A 19,038-nucleotide genomic window follows, 5' to 3' on the forward strand; every position below is an offset into this window, starting at 1 on the left:
TTTCTAAAGATCCAGTGTAAGTTCTTTAAAAAATTGCATACTAAATAAACCCTATCGGGCTTCAATTTTTTTGATTACGCTACCTGATTGTGGGAGATAGAAAAATTATATACGATGCCTAAGATATCAATGAATGTTTTCTTCTTATACCTATGGGATTCTCGTCCGTTTTTCTGTAAGAGATTAAACAGGCGAAACAATATCTTTGTTAATTCTTAGGTGTCTTCTGTAAAGATTGATAAAGAAGTGAAAAATAATCTTTTATGATTTAAATCGCTTTATATTCGCTTAGTTCTCGTTCCTTCTTGCTGAGAGTAGTTGGCGCATTTGAAACATGGTGAGAGAACAAAGAAAGGTGCTAATTAATCGTCCATATAAATGACATTCAAGTCGTCCTTAATTAATGTACACCCAAAATGTTAGACACGAACAACAATTGGGGTGTACTTTTTTATGGTTAAATTTTCACGAGAGGAAAAAGTAATGGTAGTAAGATGGTGTTTAGATGGAAATGATGGAGCGAAGAGACGTGCAAAATCTATAAAGGTTCATCCAAGTGTAATTCAGCAGTGAGGTAGTTCAAGATAGTTTATTTCGCAAAAGACATATGGATTGGTGCTGTTATTCATTTGAATCTTAGTAATACCATGATCTAAATGCTAGCCCAAAAAAGTTCGCAATCTATTATTAGTAATTCATGAAGATAAGATAATGAAAAAATATTTTTTCATTTTAATATTTAAAACTTATGTATACGTGTTACAATGAAGTCCTCCAATTTATTTTATTCTTCTATTTAGAATTTATGGTTTAGTTTCCGATAATCCAAAAGTGGCTGTAGTAAATAGATAAATGAATGAAGTGAAGCAGTTAGAGTGGTTAAAAGGCTGTTAAGCATAATTATCAAAAAAATAAATTCACTTAGTTAAGTTTTAGGGGTTTATTATGGTAAGGATTTCATCAAATTTGAATAGTTCTAGATTAAACTTTTGATCCAATTAAAGTCAAAAATAATCTTTTAAATGAAGTCTATGTTTCATCCAGGTAATTTAGAATAATTCGTAGCCTTAACATTGCTTAATATAGCAAAATAACATATTCGAAAGGTGGATAGATAAAACTCCGCTTGTAAAAACTAAATTGTTATATAAGAAGATGTATGTAAAAGGATGCAACGGTAATTTCATTTTGAATAATTCCATAAATGAATGTAGAAAAAATAAAGGAGCAAACGATTAAATAAACTAAATCAGTTGTAAGAATGAAAGGGAGAAGTAGAGAGTGTTTAAAATAAAAGAAAGATTGGAACAAATGAAGCTTAAAACGAAGTTGTCTATGGCATTTATTGCAATATTAATTATACCAAGTCTTATCGTAGGAGTATCGTCTTATGATAAAGCAAAAACAGATCTTAATGAAACAATTCTACAAACTGCGAAAGATAATGTGAGTATTTTAAATAAGATAGTTGATGATGAATTAGAAAATAAACATGTAGATGTAACTCATTTTGCAAAGATACTTACACAAGGTGATTATAACGCTGACCAATTGCAAAATGTGCAAGGTAAATTTGATCAATATATACAGTTACATCCAGAGATAGAAACAATTTATACTACATCTAGTAATAATCAATTTATTCATGCGCCCGTTGGAAAAATACCTGAAGGATTTAACCCATTAGAAAGTAGTTGGTATAAGGATGCAGTAAAAGCTAATGGAGAGATTATTGTTTCGTCTCCCTATAAATCAAAGGCTACAGGCAATATGGTAATAGCAATTGCAAAGCAAAATGCTGATAAAAGTGGTGTCATTGGTGTGGACTTGAATATTAATGATATCGTAAAAACTTCTAAAATGATAAAAATAGGAAAACAAGGATTTGTATCTATAGTAAGTCAAGATAAGACTATAGTTGTTCATCCTACACTTAAGCCAGGTGAGAAATTAGAGAAATCATTAGCAGATGAACTATACAAGAAAGAAGATGGAGTAATTACTTATAGCCTTAATGGTGAGGATCGAAACATAAGCTTTAAAACAAACAAAAAAACAGGTTGGAAAATAGCTGGTGTAATGCCTATTAAAGAAATTGAAGAAGCTACCAATCCTATTTTTTATAAAACGCTCACTATAATAGGGGCTTCATTGTTGTTAGGTGGAATTGTAATTTTCTTCATTCTTAAATCTATTATTAATCCATTAAGACAATTAGTTATTTCAGCTCAAAGAATTAGTCGTGGAGATTTAACTGAGAAAATAAATATTCGTTCAAAGGATGAACTTGGTCAATTAGGTGGTAGTTTCAATACAATGGCAGAGTCTTTACGTAATATAATTTCTCAAATTAACACATCTGCAGGACATGTGGCTGCTTCATCTGAGGAACTAACCGCTAGCGTAGAGCAAGCCAGTGTTGCGACAGAACAAATTACAAAAGAAATGGAAGAAATATCGAATAGTGCAGAAGTTCAAAATAATGAAGTGGCGTCTGGAGCGAAATTAATTGGTGAGGTAACACGAAACATTCAATGCGTAGCTGATAATGCTTCTGAAGTATCGGCTTCATCCTTATACACAAAACAAAAAGCCAATGAGGGTGAACAATTAGTAGAACAAACTGTAACGCAAATGCAGTCAATCCATCATTCTGTTTCTCAATCTGATAATGTAATTAAATTATTAGATAAGAAATCGCAGCAAATCGGAAGTATATTAGAAGTAATTCAAAATATTGCAGCACAAACAAATTTATTAGCATTGAATGCAGCGATTGAAGCGGCAAGGGCAGGAGAACAGGGGCGTGGCTTTGCAATTGTCGCCGATGAAGTCAGGAAGTTAGCGGAGCAATCATCCGAATCTTCAATGGAAATTGGAAGTTTAATTAATGAAATACAAGCAGATGTACATGAGACTGTAAAAGCTATGAATGAAGTAGGAGTTGAAGTGCAGTCAGGGATTCAGGTTGCGAATGATACAAAACAAAGTTTTTATGAAATTTCAAAATCTGCAAATGATATCGTGTCAAAAGTACATGGTATGGTGGAATTATCAAATAAAATGACAAGTGATGTAATGGAAGTTGATACATCAATTAATCAAATATCTATGGCTGTGAAAGAGAATTCTTCAAGTATGCAAACGATAGCCGGTTCATCTGAAGAACAACATGCTTCTATGGAAGAGATAAATTCTTCAGCAATACAATTAGCACAGATGGCCGAAGAACTTCAAGAATTAATTGGTGGATTTAAGATATAAGTTCAGAATCTAGGATAGAATCCTAGATAGTGTGTTTAAGGATAGAAGTTAAAAATCTTATAATGATAAAAGGAGCAAATTAATTTGCTCCTTTTTCACTTGAATTCGACATGAAATTTAGTATCAATGATTCCAAAAGCAACTTTACATGGGAACGAATTTCTCCCTGTTGAAGCAGCACACATACATGAAAGTACCCAATATTCCAATTCTAAAGGTAAGCGGAATGCTTGGATACTACCATCATTGTTTTTTTACTGTTACAACCGGTGTATTTACCCTAGTTGTAGCGAAACCATCTGTCGTTACCATCGCTACTGCATCATTATTATGAAAACCAGCGCTTAAAACCTCGTAAGTTATTCCATCTTTCTCATTGATAATCATAGGTATATTTAAATAGGGATAGTTATTTATATCATTATGAATAATGGTTCTCGCTATATTCTTTCTTATCTGATTCCCTTGCATTTTATATGCTCCTTTATACTACTCTAAAGATAATCACCTAAATCTATTTTACGTCTATTATATTTGAAAATTGTATTGTCATCTTATTATAGAAAGCATCAGTACATATGATAGAGCTATGTAATGGATCTATATCGATAACGGTCATATAGTTGGTGAGTAAATAACCATCTTCATAATATGTAATTAATATCTCTTCTTCAGAAAGTAACGAACATAGTAACATGTTCTCTATCAATTCTTTCTCTTCAGAGGTTAAAATGGGACGTGCTACTTTAGTTTTCTCTTTGATCATTTCACGTATTCCGACGAATTGTTCTGGCATTGCTGCAAACGGCGTCCATTTTATCATTCCTCTACCTTTTGGCATATTAGCGTTGTTCATGCTTTGTGTCCCCCTAACAGTGTGTTTCTGTATCTTGCTGTTGCATTATTTGTATAGGAAATTCCTCTTAATATGCTATTTTTTCCAAACTTTGTGCGTATTTCATCCATTACTTTCGTTAGCTTTATTTCTTTTTCTCGTTGTATGATGTTATCAAAAAGGGAAATTTGTTCTTCTCCTTCACCAATTAGTTTTGTTAGAGAAATAGTAATACTTCTAATTGGTTCTCCAGTATATTGTTGATGTAGAAAATATAGACAAACTTGATAAATGTCCATGGTTAAGTTAGTGGGACGGCTTAAGGTATGTGTTTTGCTAAAGCCACCCGAATAACTTTTACTATATCCAATTGAAAATTGAACGGTTTGAGCAAGTTTGTTTTGTTGTCTTAATCGATAGCAAACTTCTTCGGTATGTTCCAGTAGGATAATCGGAAATTCTTCTATTGTATAATCACGCATTAAAATTTGGCTTTTTCCTATAGAAGTTGTAACCGGAACATATTTCTCTGAAATTCGACTAAAATCAATCCCATTACTATGTAAGTGTAATTCTTCGCCAATCACGCCGAAACTTTGTTTTAAATATTTAAGAGGATAATTAGCTAAATCACCAATTGAATGTATTCCTTTTTGATTTAATTTTGTTTCTGTTTTATGCGAAATCCCCCAAAACTTACTAAGCGGTCGTATGCTCCATAATTTTGTAGGTATATCTTGGTATGTCCAATAAGCGACTCCGTCTTTATTTTTCTTTGCTTCAATATCTAAAGCAACCTTACTCATCAATAGGTTAGGTGCAATCCCGATTGTGCATTCAATTCGTGTGTGTTCATATATTTCACGTTTAAACTGTAATGCAAATTCATTTGGATTCCGAGCAAATAGATGGATGCTATCGGTAATATCCATAAAAAATTCATCGATGCTATATTGATGAAAGTCTTCAATAGGAACATATTGTAGAGCTAACTTCGTTATGTAATTGGAGCACTTAATATAGGTTCCCATAATTGGATTCACAATAAGAATATCTTTTTGTCGAGGAATCTCGTATAGCCTTGCCAACTTCTTTACTCCCATTGCTTTTAAAGGTGGAGTTGCGGCTAAAACAATGGATCCATTCCTATTCATATCACCAACTACAGCTAATTTTGTATGAAGTGGGTCTAATCCCATTTTGATGCAACTAACAGAAGCATAAAAGCTACGAAGATCAACACATAAAATGATTCTATTCGGTAAAATTGAATAGTCATACACTATAACTCCTCCTAATAAAAATAAGAACGTTTGTTCCTTTTATTATTATAAACGAACTTATGTTCTTTTATGAAGTGGTTTTTGAAAAAATATTTAATTATATGTAGTAGAAATATGTTGAACGACAGAGAGAAGTAACAGCCTAATGTTTTTGAGGTTTCTAGGATACAAACTGTATTATTTATAGTGGGTAGTTCAGGAAGAAAATGATGGGAGTATGTAAGGTATATTATCCTTTCAAAAAGTTACAGTAATTTATCGTAAAAGAGGTTGCGATTACGAGTTTATGTGACAATATAATTTTAAATAGATTTAAGGAGGATATTTCATAAATGGAGCAGGTTATACAAGAGTTTTTTTCTCCAAGTAAAAACTATAAGGTTCAAATCATTAGAAGAAAAGATGGACTATATATAACAGAAGCTTATAGATGGATGGAGGATTGTGGATATGAATTTTGGAGTTATATATCACAAGGATTGACTTTGATAGATAGTGAGGAACATGCGCGAAAGATTGCTATGGAGCAACTAAAGGAATGTTCAAGAGATGAGTTTTAAAATACCCTATTTTATCTGTAAAATTATGAAGGAGTATGTATGATGTTTTATGAAAATAAAGAAGTGAATTTTATTTAATCTTATTTATTTTATAGGAATTATAAGTTATACTAAAAGTAGGTGCAAAAATGCACTATTTGAAAAAGAGTGCAAGGCAAAAAAGAATCCATAAAGGATTCTTTTTTTGTTTTTAGAAAATGATAAATTTGAGAAAAAAGAAACAGGATAATAAGGTATTTGTTGATAAAGACTCTCTTTCATTACAATATTTTACATGTTTAGTATGATGTATATGGGTGGTATATATTAAGGGAGGAATGGGAATGAAGAGGTTCATAACTCATGCAAATGGTAATAAGATCTTTAAAAAGTTAGTTTTAATGGTTTTGCCAATGGTTCTAATGATAATGATGATAACCCCATCGAATGGTGCATTGGCAGCCGACCAATCAAATACCGGTTCACTAAAAGGTGTGAGTCTATTTAATGGAAGTTGGACTGTTGCTATACAAGCTGCAAATTTACAATATGTTTCTGCTGAGCCATCGGGAAATGTGGTAGCAAATCCTAGTGCAGTTAATGAATGGGAGAAATTCGAATTAATTCCGACTGGAGAATTATATACGTTTGCTTTAAAAACGAAAAGTAATGGAAAGTATGTTTCGTTTGAGCCAAATGGTAGAGTAGTAGCAGATCGTACATCAATTGGGGCATGGGAAAAATTTATCTTATATAATGGTGGAGACAATAGGATATATGTATTACAAGCGCTAAGTAATGGTAGATTCATATCAGCAAATGGCGGTAGAGAATTAACAGCTAATAGTTATGTAGCTGGAAGCTGGGAAAGATTTATTATTGTGTATTTCTAAATTTTGAAGTGTTTTATATATAAATAATAATGACTGGTTTAGTTTAAATGCATGCTAAATAAAGAGTTAAGTACTTAATACAAGTGTATATTAAGGTGTAAAAAGGATTGCAAGTAATTGTCAGTCCTTTTTGTATGTTAAATAAGTAATTACTGAGGATGTAATCAGAAGAAAAAGAACCCTATTGGGTTCTTTTTCAAGGCATATTAACAGTAAGGAGAATCATGAAATGCTACTTCAAATCTTTATTAGGGGAAAGATTTTGAAAAAGCTTAACATACATCTATTTTTACATAAATGTAAGATATAGTAAATTGATAATCTTTATACTTACTATTACTAATATTCAATTAAGATAGTTAACACTATGTGTATAGTGTTAACTGATGTTTAGTGTAGTATACATTTAGAAATCTAGTATTAGATTACAATTGTCAAAAAAGCTAATAGATTTATCATTTCAAATTCTAACTAACATTTAAACGATTTTAATTGAAATGGGGTGTGTATTAACTTTTATAAACTAATGAAAGTAAATAAAATAAAAAAAGACCCTGTAAAAATACAGGGTCGGATACAGGGTTAAGGGAACACATAGTTTCTTAAAAACATAATAGCATATATGTTTTGTATAGCTATATGAGGATTTTGACAAAATTAAGAACAAGACAGAAAATCTTTGGAAAAGAAAAATGTTTTTTTAATTAAAAGAAGAAAAGACACCTTTTGAGTGTCTTTTCTTTTGGGATACAGCTCACATATTGCTGAATTAGATATGAAACCATAATTCAACTATGAAATAAACAACTTAAGAAATTTTAACATAATCTAAACTGAAAAAAATATGTAATAGTGCATCTTTAGTTTTCAATTGCTGTATTGGATATAGAACAGCAATATAAATAACAAGGGCATGCAGTCGTATCTGCCGCCCTTGTTAGGAGGAATTCAAGACACCAATAGAACACGTATTGGTAAAAAGGCTCAAAAATAGTATATGTAAAAAGAAAAAATCCTATTCCAAAAGTGGGCAGAGCTGTATCTTTTTTGAGAAAATACTCTATAATTAACTTTGGGGAAGGTAATGTTAGAGTATATATTTAGCATTATCTTTATAAATGAAAATGAATAATTTATGCAGAGCTTGTATATAAAATTATTGTTCAAATATTCTAAAATGAGTTGATAAAGATGGTGTGGTATTATTAGATAATAATTGATTCAATAGGTTGGATTTGAAAAGTGAATTCTCTTTTTGAGCTTTTATTATTTAAAATAACTAAAGAATAAGTACAAGCACATAATTTAAATAAAAAAAGTGAGAAAAATGATAAACATTCTTCTCACTTTCATCAATTAGGGTGGCATATACATAAATATGCGTTTGAGAGGATTTTTGGATGAAAAATCCTCATACATAGTATAACAAAATATTTAAGGCACTTCGCATGTAATATTGCATATAAAGAGTTGATAGATATAATAGTTAGTTTATTACATTTTCCGAAAGAATGATCCTACCTTAAGAGAGTGCAGGGTGATAGGCGAGAGAAGAATTTTGATTTGGCGTAGCCAAAAAGAACAATACATATTTTGATATGTAAAGACCCTTCAAATGACGGGTCTTTACATACACTTATATTAAGTTTGTTGTGGTGCGCCACCATGATCGCCAACACTATATGTAGGAACAGGGTAATGTCCATGAGTAGCAAACTGATCCGCTTTAGAAAGTGGAGAAATTCCCACCGTTAGAATCCCAATAAAAGCAATACCCGATAATAATAGGCTGATTTTTTTCATTATTTTAACACTCCTTTTTCGATTGATTTTCGTCTTGCTTGATAACAAATATGGAAATAATCACTTACCTTTTGGTGGTTCTCAAATTGTCTACATTTTGTGGCAAATAATTCGGCGTATTCGACAACATATTCCCATAATTCTTCTTGCTCAAAGTATAAGATTCCTTCTTGAATGATTTTTTCTAATTCTTCCAGTGGAATATTTTCATTTACTCTTTTTAAAATAGAGAAGTGGTGTGTGTATTCTTCGTTATGAATTCCTCTGCAGATCTGTAATCCCCTATCAATGAGTTTGCTAGCTGCGGATTGTTCTCCTAATTTATAATGTTCCTTAGCCTGTAGGAAGATAGCTTTGAAGTGTGTAGGGATTTTTTCTGTTACTTCTGAAAGGTGACGAATAGCTAACGTAGACATACTTTGATCAGAATACAGCCATCCCATAGTACTTTTTACGTATAACAAGGAATCTTCTTCCTTATTCTTCTGTAGTAATTCAATTGCACAATGTAGATATTCTTCTGCTTGTTCGTACTGCTTTAAATAGATACAGCAACCCCCTAACAAACTATTACAAAAGGCTGTTTTTACTTCATAACCTTCATACTTCGAAAAGATTGCTTTCGATTTATTTGCGTATTCGATAGCAGCGAGCATGTTATAGGTATGATGATAAAAAGTAGCAATTCTATAGTAGAATTCAGCATGTTCAATCTCATCTGGAATGTTTACTAGTATCTTTTCTGCCAGTTTATAATGTTCCTCTGCCTCAGTAAAACTTGATATAAAAGTGGAATGAATGGATTTAAAAAAGTGATAATAGAAGCGTAGAAAATGGTCTGTAGGCATATCGTAATCACTAATAGCATCAAAACTATTTTGTTGAATACCGAGGCTATCTGTTAAGACTGTGTAACGAAATTCAAGTAGTGAGTAATATAGTAACAAATTTTGATCCTGACGTTCTTGATTTGACTCAATGCTTAACTTAGTAATTTTTTCATCAATTTTCTTTTTTAGATTAGTAGCTTTTACAACTTGTTGAGATAGCATAGATCGATACCAGTCGTTCAATAGAGAGGTTAATTGCTCATTTCCCTTTACTGAAACACTCACTATATACTCCCCCATCCTATAGAAATATCTTAATCCTATTTAATTGTAACTATCATAGCAAAATAGAAGGAAAAATGGAGGTGTTTTACAATTTTTTCAATAAAATTCATAAAAACTAATCAATTCATGTCGAATGTACGTAGAATTTAATACCTAAAACGATAAAAAGAGGACGCATTATTATTTACGACCTCTTTTTATTAATCACATCAGTTTAAGCAAAAACTTTAATTTAATTATGTAGATTCACGAATAATTAAGTTTGTAGGGTATTCAATAATTTTACGTTTAATAGATTCATCTGTATTTATATATAGTAGTATCTCCTTAACGGTACGTTTACTCAGTTCAACAATTGGAATATCAATAGTACTAATTGTTGGGGTTGTAACTGTACAAATTAATTGATTATCATAACCACAAACAGCTAAGTCACTTGGAATAGAATACCCCCTAATAGTAGCTCCTTTAATGACTCCAGCAGCAACTTGATCATTTCCAGTAAATAATGCAGTAGGTTTATCTTTTAATTTATCTAGCTTCTCAAAAATTTTAAATCCATCATTAATAGTAATTGCATCTCCAAATAGCCATTTTTTATTGAATGGTAATTGTTTTTCTTTTAAGGCATGCAGATAACCTTGTTGGCGTTTTAATTGTGCTTGACTATTAAGAGAGTCAAAACAAAAGCCAATTTTTTTATAACCTTTGCTTATTAAATGTTTAACAGCTTTGTATCCAGCTTCAAATTCATCGTAACAAATTATCGGAATAGGTGCATTTTCCTCATACTCATTACAAAGTATTATGGGCCCATATGCTAAATAATGCTCTATATTTTCCCAACTATTTTCTAGAGATGCGAGAATTACACCATCTACAGCTTTATTCTTTAGTAATGAAAGTAATTCAAGCTCTATTTTTTTCTCATAAAAAGTCTGATAAATTAGTAATTTGTAATTGTGTTTTAATAATTCTTTAGAAATTTCTCTAGCTAATTTCCCGAAAAAGGGATGATCTATATTTGGAATTGATAGAGCAATGGTTTGTGTCTTATTTATCCTAAGATTTCTAGCAATAGCACTAGGAGTATAGTTGAATTCTTGCATTACTTTTATTATTTTCTCACGTTTTTCTGAATTTACATAAGGATGATTATTTAGAACTCTTGAAACGGTAGCATTTGATACATTACATAATTTAGCTATTTCATTAATTGTTACCATAGAAAAACCCTCCGTAAAAAATATGTTGACATGTAATCGATAACATAAAATATAGTCTACTCATGATTTTCAAAATAATTTCTTAGAGGTGATTTAACGTGAAAACTCTTACTACAATTTCTGGACATAGTAAAGACAATTTAGCTTTATTAAAGTGCCTACAGGGGGAAACAAAAGAAAAAGAATTTGAAATTAGTAATATATTACCGAATCACAAGATGAAAGAGAAATTATTTAGGAAAAACAAATTGAAAATAGATATTGATATAGAAAAAGATATTTTCAATTATAGCAGAAAAAATATACAGAAAATAGAATTTATGCCAGTTAATCGGTTGATTTCTCAAGATGAGGTTGAAAAAATTATTGGAGCTTTAAAAGATGTTTTACCGACAGGTCAATTTACAAGTGGACCATTTTCAAAAAAGCTAGAAGAAGTAATCGGAAGTTATTTAAATAAAAATTTTGTAATTGCAACAAGCAGTGGTACAGATGCTCTTATGGTGTCATTGTTATCTATTGGTATTCAGCCGGGAGATGAAGTAATTATGCCAGCTAATAGTTTTGCTGCTACTGAAAATGCTGTGTTAGCGGTCGGAGCAAAACCTATATTTGTAGATATAGATCAGAAGAGTTATTGTATTGATCCATCTAAAATAGAAGAAGCTATCACCCAAAAAACGAAATGCATTTTACCTGTCCATTTGTATGGTAAGCAGTGTGAAATGAAAAAAATTCGTGAAATCGCGGATATATATCAATTAAGAGTTATTGAAGATGCATGTCAAGCTATTGGTTCTTCAAATCTTGGAGAATATGGAGATATTATTGTCCTTAGTTTTAATCCATATAAGAATTTTGGTGTATGTGGTAAGGCAGGTGCAATAGTTACTAATAATGAAAATCTTGCAATACGTTGCAATCAATATAGTTATCATGGATTTGAAATTGATAAAAAAAATAAAAAGGTATTAGACTTTGGATTCAATTCTAAAATTGATAATTTGCAAGCAGCTATTGGTTTGGAAAGAATTAAGTATTTATCATACAACAATTTAAAAAGAGCGTATTTAGCTCAACGATATATTCGTGAGTTAAAGGATTTAGAGGATAGAGAATTAATAAAGCTACCTATGATGACAGAAGATAATGTCTGGCACCTTTTTCCGATTAGAGTTGAAAATGGAAGAAGAGACGAGTTGAAAAATAAATTGTACCAATTGTATAACATTGAAACAGATATTTATTATCCGGTATTATCTCATAAACAAAATACTAAGTGGTTAAAGGAAAATGATTTGCAAAACAATATGTTCAATACAGAGCAAGTTCATAAAGAAATATTACATCTACCTTTACATCCAAATATGATGTTAGAAGAGCAAAATTTCGTTTTGGAGGGATTATTCAATGTCAATAAGTAATGAAGTTTTGAAGTCTTTAAATTTTGAAAGACTACCACAGGTTAAAAACCCGAAATATGTAGTGTTCTGTGATTTTGATGAAACTTATTATCCTCATAGCATGGATGATTCTAAAAGAAGCAATATGAAATTGTTAGAAAAGTATTTGTATGAACAAGGAAGTAAAGGGGATTTAGTAATTGGTTGGGTAACGGGAAGTAGTTTAGAATCAATTGTTGAAAAAATGAAAAAGGGTGGTATACAGTATTTTCCTCATTTTGTGGCGAGTGGATTAGGTACAGAAATAACGTACTTTGATAGTAATGGGACTACTATAGATGATCAAATTTGGAAAGAGAGAATTATAGAGGGTGGTTTTGATTCTTCAAAAATTGAAAGAATTATTCACTTGCTAGAAATGAAATATGAAATTTTTTTAAGACCTCAGACACAATTAGGAAGTTCTAAGTACAAATTTAATTTTTATTATGAAGAGCAAAATGAATTTATTGATGCAAAGAATTTAGAAAAGATAGAAGAAATCGGAGAGATATTCCAAGTTGGAGTTAATATTAACAAATGTAATCCATTAGCTGGTGACCCAGAAAATTGCTATGATGTAGATTTTATTCCACTTGGAACAGGTAAAGATGAGATAGTGAAATTTATTTTAGACAAGTACGAACTAGATAAATCAAATGCAATTGCTTTTGGCGATAGTGGGAATGATTTAAGAATGCTACAAGCTGTAAGACATGGTTATTTAGTAGAAAATGCAACAGAAGAGGCTAAAAAAATACACTTAATGTTAGCTCAAGGTGAATACTCGATTGGAATTTTAAATACTCTAAAGCACATTATTAATTAAAAGGAGATGTTCATATAATGAATATTGGAATTATAGGTGCAGGAAGTATTGCAAGAGCTCATTCTAGAGCATTATCAACTATTGATAATTGTAAATTAGTTGGAGTGTATGATGTTAATTCTGAGAATGCCGATAAATTGGTAGGGGATTTTGGTGGGAAGGTTTTTGATAGCTATGAAGAGTTACTAGAAGTAGTTGATGGGGTAATAATATCTTCCCCGAATTTTTGTCATAAATCTCAAGCTGTTCAAGCATTATTAACAAACAAACATGTGTTATGTGAAAAGCCTATGGCGATTTCTTGTGAGGAAGCAAAGTACATGATGACAATAGCGAAAAATACTAATTTAGTCGCTTCAATGGGGTTTAATTATCGCTACTTATCCTATGTTAAGGCTTTAAAGCAATTAATTCAAAATGAAGAATTAGGGGAAATAGTAGTAATAAGATTGCATTTTAAAAAAAATAGCGCTTTTAGGAGAACTTCGTTTACTTGGCGAGATGATTTTCAAAGTAATAGAACTAGTGGAGCCTTGGGAGATTTGGGAATTCATCTAATAGATTTACTATGGTTTTTATTTGAGAGTGATTTTAGAGAGGATACCGTTCGAACTAAAATCAAAACAAATGTTAAGGAAAAAGAAAGCAAACCAGTTTTTGTTGATGACTATGCTGAGGTTTATGGCCAATTGGAAAATAAGGTTTTTGTTAATATTACAACATCTAAAAGTTCATTTCCAGATGATTGTGGTTTTAGTATAGAGGTAATAGGTACGAAAAAAGAATATAAGTATTCTTCTAAAGAGCCAAATAAATATATACTCTTTGATGGATTGGAAAAACATGAAATCGCATTACCATTACCTTTACTAGTCGATCCAGAAAACGAGATTTTTGAATGGTCTGATTCTTTTAGAAGTGAAATTTTAGAATGGGCAAAGGCTGCGGAAGATGGTCCTAAAAAGTCTGTAGCAACATTTGAAGATGGATTTCGTTCACAAGTTATTTTGGATATGTTTTTTGATAAAAGCAGTAGTAATAAAGAGCGATCTGTAGCAACTATTTAGTTTTATGGTAAAAACAGGGGTTTAGAACTTTTACTTAAATCCCTGTTTTTATTTTGGATTGGAGTTGAGAAAAGATGCGGTTAATGTTTTATTATGGTTGCTTGTTTTATTTTATTGTAGGAATCATACATGTTTGTATAGGTAGTTTAATTCCTTCATTAATACAATATTATGGAAGAACCCCTGATCAATTAGGTGTTTTAATATTTTTTCAATTTACAGGTTTTTTATTTGGTGTTCTAAGTTCACCTATATTAGTAAGAAAGTATCATTATTTTAAAACAATAACATTAGGTGTTTTAGTAATGTCCATCGTTCTAGGAGGTTTTATATATATAAAAGAATGGGCATATTTATCTGTTATTTGCTTTGTATTAGGCTATGGAGCAGGGGTGTTAGAAACTACGGTGGGTTCCTTTATTATTTCAGCAGAAAGGAATAGTGCTGCTAAATTTAGCATTCTTGAAGTATGGTTTGGGGTTGGGGCGCTAGGGTTTCCGTTACTAGTTAATTATATTATAAGATTTTACGAATGGTATTTTATTCTTTATGGGATATTACTATTCTTTATTTTTACACTGTTTGTTTGGTACGTGTTTGGACGTACAAAATTTCTAAATTTTTCTCCTCAAAATAATGAAAAGGGAGGAGCATCCCTTTCCTCATTCACTCTGAAATTTAAAAGTGAAAAGATTACAGTTATATTATTTATTTCACTTTTTGCATTCTTATATGCAGGCATAGAAACTAATCTTGCAAATTTTTTATCTACAATAATGATTCTTACCAATAATGAATTAATCAGTTCAGTAAGTATATCTTGTTTTTGGCTAGCAATAGTTATAGGAAGAATACTTGTAGGTAAGCTAGCCCATAAATTTAATTATTGGACATACATTACATCTAGTTGCTTTACATTAGTGATTCTTTTATCTCTATTTCCCTTTGTTCGAGGTACAGGTATGTATTTGTTTATCATCTTTATTATTGGTTTAGTCATAGCGGGGGTTTTTCCAATAACATTAATTTTAGCTTCCCGTATTATGGAAAATAATATTGATCAAGTGACTAGTTTATTTATTGCATCGGCTAGTTTAGGGGGGGCACTAGTATCTTTCCTAATTAGCTGGAGTCTATCATTAAATACTATCACTGTTACTTTTGGGATATTTTCACTTTTTGCATTGAGTCTAGGCTGTATTATTTTAAAAATGAGGAAAATTTCAACTTACAGTAATGAAAGTGCCAAAAAAGTAGAAAGTATGAAAAATTTATAGGAAAAATTTTTTATAATATGAAAAAGGTAATTTTATGTGGAAACTCTAAAAAAATTGATAAAGTTAAAAATTCCGTATTTGGGCTTTGTTTTATATATTGTAATGTGTAATATATACATCAGAGATACTTCAAAAATAAAAATGATAAGCAACAGTGACTAGTTCTCAGGTGATTGAATACTATGACATAAATAGGCTACCTTGTTGTATATCCAATAAGGTAGTAAACAGCAAAGTTTCATAAATATTAAAAAATTATTTTGATTAGCATGTAAGATTAATCTAAGAGGGGTTTGTTATCGAATGGAGATAAAGATTAGTAAAAAGGATAAGATTGATATCTCTAAAAAATTAAAGTCTTTTTTAGCTGAACAATATTCACTGGAATTGGGTGAATACATAAGCTATGAGTTACTTGAATTCATAATAAAGGAATTAAATCCACATTTTAATCAAGTTACTAGGGATAGGTTAGAAATGTTGTTAAAGAGTATAGAAAAAGATATATACAGTTAATAGAGTTTAAATGAAAATTGAAATAATAAGGTATCATTTTAGATATCTTAATAGCCAGTAAGAATAGAATAAGTAATGCGTTACTAAACACTCATCCAAATGTATTGATTATAAAGGATGGGTGTTTCCTTCATATAGGATGTTATGAAAAACCTGTCGATGAAAGTCTACATTAAAGACTGTCACGCGTTTTTGTATTCTATATCATTTGCTATAACTAAAACTAAAAACTAAAAAAATGTAGTCTCTATGAACAAAATGATTTTACTAGTTTTGAAATAAGGAGTTTAATTGGCTAAAAAGATTTTTAATATACATAATTAAGGGATATTCTCATGAACTACTCGCGACTTTGCAAAGCTTGAAGTGGGAGCTTCTCAGTTCCACGACGAAAATAACCCTTTCGTCTCTCTAATCCCTCCTTTTGGGCGCTCCACCTCTAGATGTCCAAGATTGGATTTCTCTTTATACGGTTGATATTTTACGCAGGAATCGAACTTCACCACCGACCTACTGCTAGGCTATCACCCTTCATATCTTGCTGATGGAAAGATGGATTTTCAGCCTATGGTTGATGTTGCGAAAGAAGTTGGTGTTCAACATATTGTATTTCTATGGTTACTAGGTGTGGAAAAAAACATAGTACCTCATGTGAAAATAGAAGAAATAAGAAAAAATTCAGGAATCTCTTATACATTTTTAAGGCCGAGCTTTTTATGCAAAACGTATTATTACAATATGGTGAAGAGTTAAGAAATGAAAAAAATTGAGGTAATAGCAGGAAGAGGAAGAACGAGTTTTATCGATGTGCGAGATATAGGAGAAGTAGCTGTAAAAGTATTAACAGAAGCTGGTGACGAATTCCAATCATACGCTTTAGCAGGGACTAAAGCATTGACATATTATGAAATTACTGAAATTATTTCAAAGGAAATGAACAAACAACCTATAAAAATCCCGGTATATGGAAAATTAGAAAAAGATGATTCAAAAAGGACTCAAACCTGATTTTATCATAGTGATGATTGCTATATATCCAGCAGCTAAATTAGGGCTAGCCAAAAGAGTTACGTCAGGCTTGTTAGAGTTGCTAGGTAAAAACCAATTACCATGGAAGAGTTCGTTCATGGTTATAGAGAGCAAATCATCTGAAATCATAAGAACTGGGTGAAGTCTTCTGATAAGTTAAAACCTGTTATGTATTAAACAACATAAAATATCTATAAAAAAACAATCTCAGTATATCAAAGTTGATTTAAAACATATTATGAATACTTTAAAACCAGGACAGGTCTATGAAATAACAGATGCTTATATTGGAAGGATAAAAAACTATTTACACGAGTTAATATATATTGATTAACTAAAAAACAACTTTGAGAACGTAAGAAAAAACAAGTGTATACAGAAAGTAAAAAGGGTGTTACGTACTCAGAAAAAAAGTAAACGATTAACTAGCATGAACATTTATGTTACCAATACCCCATCGCTATCAACTTAAGAAATTAATTGTTCCCTAAAACGAAAAAAATAAACTAAATTTCCTTGAATACCTATGAAAAGAATAAATTTTCGTTCTGGGAGAACTTCAAAATGTTAACTTGATAGCGATGTGAATGGAACCCCCACTGATTAAAGTTTCACTTTATTCCACGCCACTCTCTAAAATAGAGAAAGATCCATTTTCACAATCAATTTCTGCCATCGCACCGTAAGGTAAAATAAACTTCGGTTCAGTATGGCCGAAATTTAAATTATAAAGAATCGGCAAATTTTCTAAATGATGTTCCTTCATAACCTGCAGTATTTCATGTTTATATTCTTCATAGTATTGTTCATCTTTCGGTTTACCAAAAATGATTCCTTTTGCTTTTTTCAGAATGCCTTGCGTTGCATAATTTCGTAACCAATACTTTATATAACTTGGTTCTGGGTGATCTTCAGAAGTTTCAAAGAAGATAATACTATCCTCCCAATGTTTTTTCTCAGGCCAAAGTTCCGTTCCTTTTGCAAATTCAAGTACTTCAATGCAACCACCAATTAAGCGCCCTTGTACAGTAGTAGAGCCTTGAAGTAACTCATATCCGTTGTTTTGCTGCATCGTACGTCTTGTATCCTTATTTATTTCGATCCATTCTAAACGCTCACTCGTCCATTTATGAGCTGGTTGAATCTCGCCAATCATTTCATTTGAAAAGAGAGTTCGATTTACCATTTCAACCGTATATGGATCCATCTCTATATTCTCGGCAAAGTCGGTCAAAATTGCTGGACCGTAAAAAGAGGAAAGACCTGCTTTATGGCAAAATAAATGTGAGACGGTAACGTCAGAGTATCCCATAAAAATTTTCGGGTTTTCACGTATCACATTAAAATCTATATGAGGAAGTAAACGAATGCTATCTTCACCGCCAATATTTGCAATAATTGCTTTCACGCGCGCATCTTTAAATGCTGTCATTAAATCTTCCGCACGAGCCTGTGGGTTGTTATAAATGAATTCGCTACCTTTTAAACTATTGGGCATTGGGATAACCGTAAGACCGAAAACCTCTTCTAATCTCTTTACTCCTTGTTCATAACGCCATCTTATTTCAGGATCACCTGCGCCTCCCCATGAAGGACTTACTGTTGCCACGATATCTCCTGGCTGTAATCTGTTTGGTTTTATTAACATATGAATTCCGCCCTACATAATGTAATGAAATACGATTATACAAACCGTAGCATTGAAAATATGATGCATGTCATTAGTTTCTTCATCATCAATCCGTTTACCTGCTGGTGTACAAGAATTTAGCAGTAGTATTGAATATAGAGAAAAACGCTTTATATTTAAAAAGTACAGTATGCATCATTGCATGAGAAAGAGGGTTGCTATTCTTTATAACCTGTAACTATAATAGTTACAGGTTGGTTGTATCCAATCAAAAATAAAATCATCATGAA

General features: G+C 31.3%; 15 protein-coding genes and 3 pseudogenes. 10 read left to right on the forward strand and 8 right to left on the reverse strand.

What is annotated here, in order from left to right; all coding sequences use genetic code 11:
* Positions 1-74: 74 nt before the first annotated feature.
* Positions 75-393, reverse strand: a pseudogene (locus tag AC0L0O_RS08190) (IS4 family transposase); the annotation flags it as partial.
* A gap of 888 nt (positions 394-1,281) precedes the next feature.
* On the opposite strand from AC0L0O_RS08190, the gene AC0L0O_RS08195 reads away from it, so the two are divergent.
* Positions 1,282-3,264, forward strand: a complete 1,983-nt coding sequence (locus tag AC0L0O_RS08195) for a methyl-accepting chemotaxis protein (protein WP_000472743.1) — start codon at positions 1,282-1,284, stop codon at positions 3,262-3,264.
* 95 nt (positions 3,265-3,359) lie between these two features.
* Here AC0L0O_RS08195 and AC0L0O_RS08200 read toward each other — a convergent pair.
* The 3 genes and pseudogenes from AC0L0O_RS08200 to AC0L0O_RS08210 all read right to left on the reverse strand — a co-directional run bounded on the left by AC0L0O_RS08200 (position 3,360) and on the right by AC0L0O_RS08210 (position 5,382).
* A pseudogene (locus AC0L0O_RS08200) lies at positions 3,360-3,735 on the reverse strand (hypothetical protein).
* 43 nt (positions 3,736-3,778) lie between these two features.
* Positions 3,779-4,120 (reverse strand): YolD-like family protein, encoded by a 342-nt coding sequence (locus AC0L0O_RS08205; RefSeq protein ID WP_001982473.1) that lies wholly within the window; start codon positions 4,118-4,120, stop codon positions 3,779-3,781.
* Entirely contained in the window at positions 4,117-5,382 is a 1,266-nt protein-coding gene (locus AC0L0O_RS08210; protein ID WP_000272550.1) for a Y-family DNA polymerase, read from the reverse strand. Before AC0L0O_RS08210 ends, AC0L0O_RS08205 begins: the two co-directional genes overlap by 4 nt.
* A 332-nt stretch (positions 5,383-5,714) precedes the next feature.
* On the opposite strand from AC0L0O_RS08210, the gene AC0L0O_RS08215 reads away from it, so the two are divergent.
* Together AC0L0O_RS08215 and AC0L0O_RS08220 are read left to right on the forward strand one after the other, a co-directional pair.
* Positions 5,715-5,942, forward strand: a complete 228-nt coding sequence (locus tag AC0L0O_RS08215; protein WP_000438645.1) for a hypothetical protein — start codon at positions 5,715-5,717, stop codon at positions 5,940-5,942.
* Between the two features lie 323 nt (positions 5,943-6,265).
* Positions 6,266-6,814: a fascin domain-containing protein gene (locus AC0L0O_RS08220; RefSeq protein WP_000819417.1), complete on the forward strand. Its 549-nt coding sequence runs from the start codon at positions 6,266-6,268 to the stop codon at positions 6,812-6,814.
* Between the two features lie 1,641 nt (positions 6,815-8,455).
* Here AC0L0O_RS08220 and AC0L0O_RS08225 read toward each other — a convergent pair.
* The 3 genes from AC0L0O_RS08225 to AC0L0O_RS08235 form a co-directional block, all read right to left on the reverse strand.
* Positions 8,456-8,617 (reverse strand): hypothetical protein, encoded by a 162-nt coding sequence (locus AC0L0O_RS08225; protein WP_000724102.1) that lies wholly within the window; start codon positions 8,615-8,617, stop codon positions 8,456-8,458.
* A complete protein-coding gene (locus tag AC0L0O_RS08230) occupies positions 8,617-9,732 on the reverse strand; it encodes a response regulator aspartate phosphatase (RefSeq protein WP_000116967.1) in 1,116 nt (371 codons plus the stop codon). Before AC0L0O_RS08230 ends, AC0L0O_RS08225 begins: the two co-directional genes overlap by 1 nt.
* A 236-nt stretch (positions 9,733-9,968) precedes the next feature.
* On the reverse strand, positions 9,969-10,958 hold the full coding sequence (locus AC0L0O_RS08235) for a LacI family DNA-binding transcriptional regulator (RefSeq protein ID WP_000256374.1): 990 nt from the start codon (positions 10,956-10,958) through the stop codon (positions 9,969-9,971).
* A 98-nt stretch (positions 10,959-11,056) separates the two neighbouring features.
* On the opposite strand from AC0L0O_RS08235, the gene AC0L0O_RS08240 reads away from it, so the two are divergent.
* From AC0L0O_RS08240 to AC0L0O_RS08270, 7 genes and pseudogenes are all read left to right on the forward strand, one after another.
* Positions 11,057-12,382: a DegT/DnrJ/EryC1/StrS family aminotransferase gene (locus tag AC0L0O_RS08240; protein ID WP_000855153.1), complete on the forward strand. Its 1,326-nt coding sequence runs from the start codon at positions 11,057-11,059 to the stop codon at positions 12,380-12,382.
* Positions 12,369-13,229 (forward strand): HAD-IIB family hydrolase, encoded by an 861-nt coding sequence (locus tag AC0L0O_RS08245; RefSeq protein WP_131369054.1) that lies wholly within the window; start codon positions 12,369-12,371, stop codon positions 13,227-13,229. Before AC0L0O_RS08240 ends, AC0L0O_RS08245 begins: the two co-directional genes overlap by 14 nt.
* 17 nt (positions 13,230-13,246) lie before the next feature.
* A complete protein-coding gene (locus AC0L0O_RS08250) occupies positions 13,247-14,296 on the forward strand; it encodes a Gfo/Idh/MocA family protein (RefSeq protein ID WP_001020523.1) in 1,050 nt (349 codons plus the stop codon).
* Between the two features lie 74 nt (positions 14,297-14,370).
* Entirely contained in the window at positions 14,371-15,573 is a 1,203-nt protein-coding gene (locus AC0L0O_RS08255; protein ID WP_001238654.1) for an MFS transporter, read from the forward strand.
* Between the two features lie 303 nt (positions 15,574-15,876).
* Complete coding sequence (locus AC0L0O_RS08260; protein ID WP_000403245.1) at positions 15,877-16,089, forward strand: DUF2164 family protein; 213 nt, start codon at positions 15,877-15,879, stop codon at positions 16,087-16,089.
* Positions 16,090-16,845: 756 nt separating this feature from the next.
* Positions 16,846-17,097 carry a Rossmann-fold NAD(P)-binding domain-containing protein gene (locus AC0L0O_RS08265; protein WP_002036711.1) on the forward strand — a complete coding sequence of 84 codons (252 nt, stop codon included), beginning with the start codon at positions 16,846-16,848 and terminating at the stop codon, positions 17,095-17,097.
* 211 nt (positions 17,098-17,308) lie between these two features.
* A pseudogene (locus AC0L0O_RS08270) lies at positions 17,309-17,575 on the forward strand (IS4 family transposase); the annotation flags it as partial.
* A gap of 159 nt (positions 17,576-17,734) precedes the next feature.
* Here the strand turns inward: AC0L0O_RS08270 and AC0L0O_RS08275 are convergent.
* On the reverse strand, positions 17,735-18,766 hold the full coding sequence (locus AC0L0O_RS08275) for a S66 family peptidase (protein WP_473785716.1): 1,032 nt from the start codon (positions 18,764-18,766) through the stop codon (positions 17,735-17,737).
* Between the last annotated feature and the right edge of the window lie 272 nt (positions 18,767-19,038).

This window comes from Bacillus sp. GS3m_15504 (genome assembly GCF_055825275.1).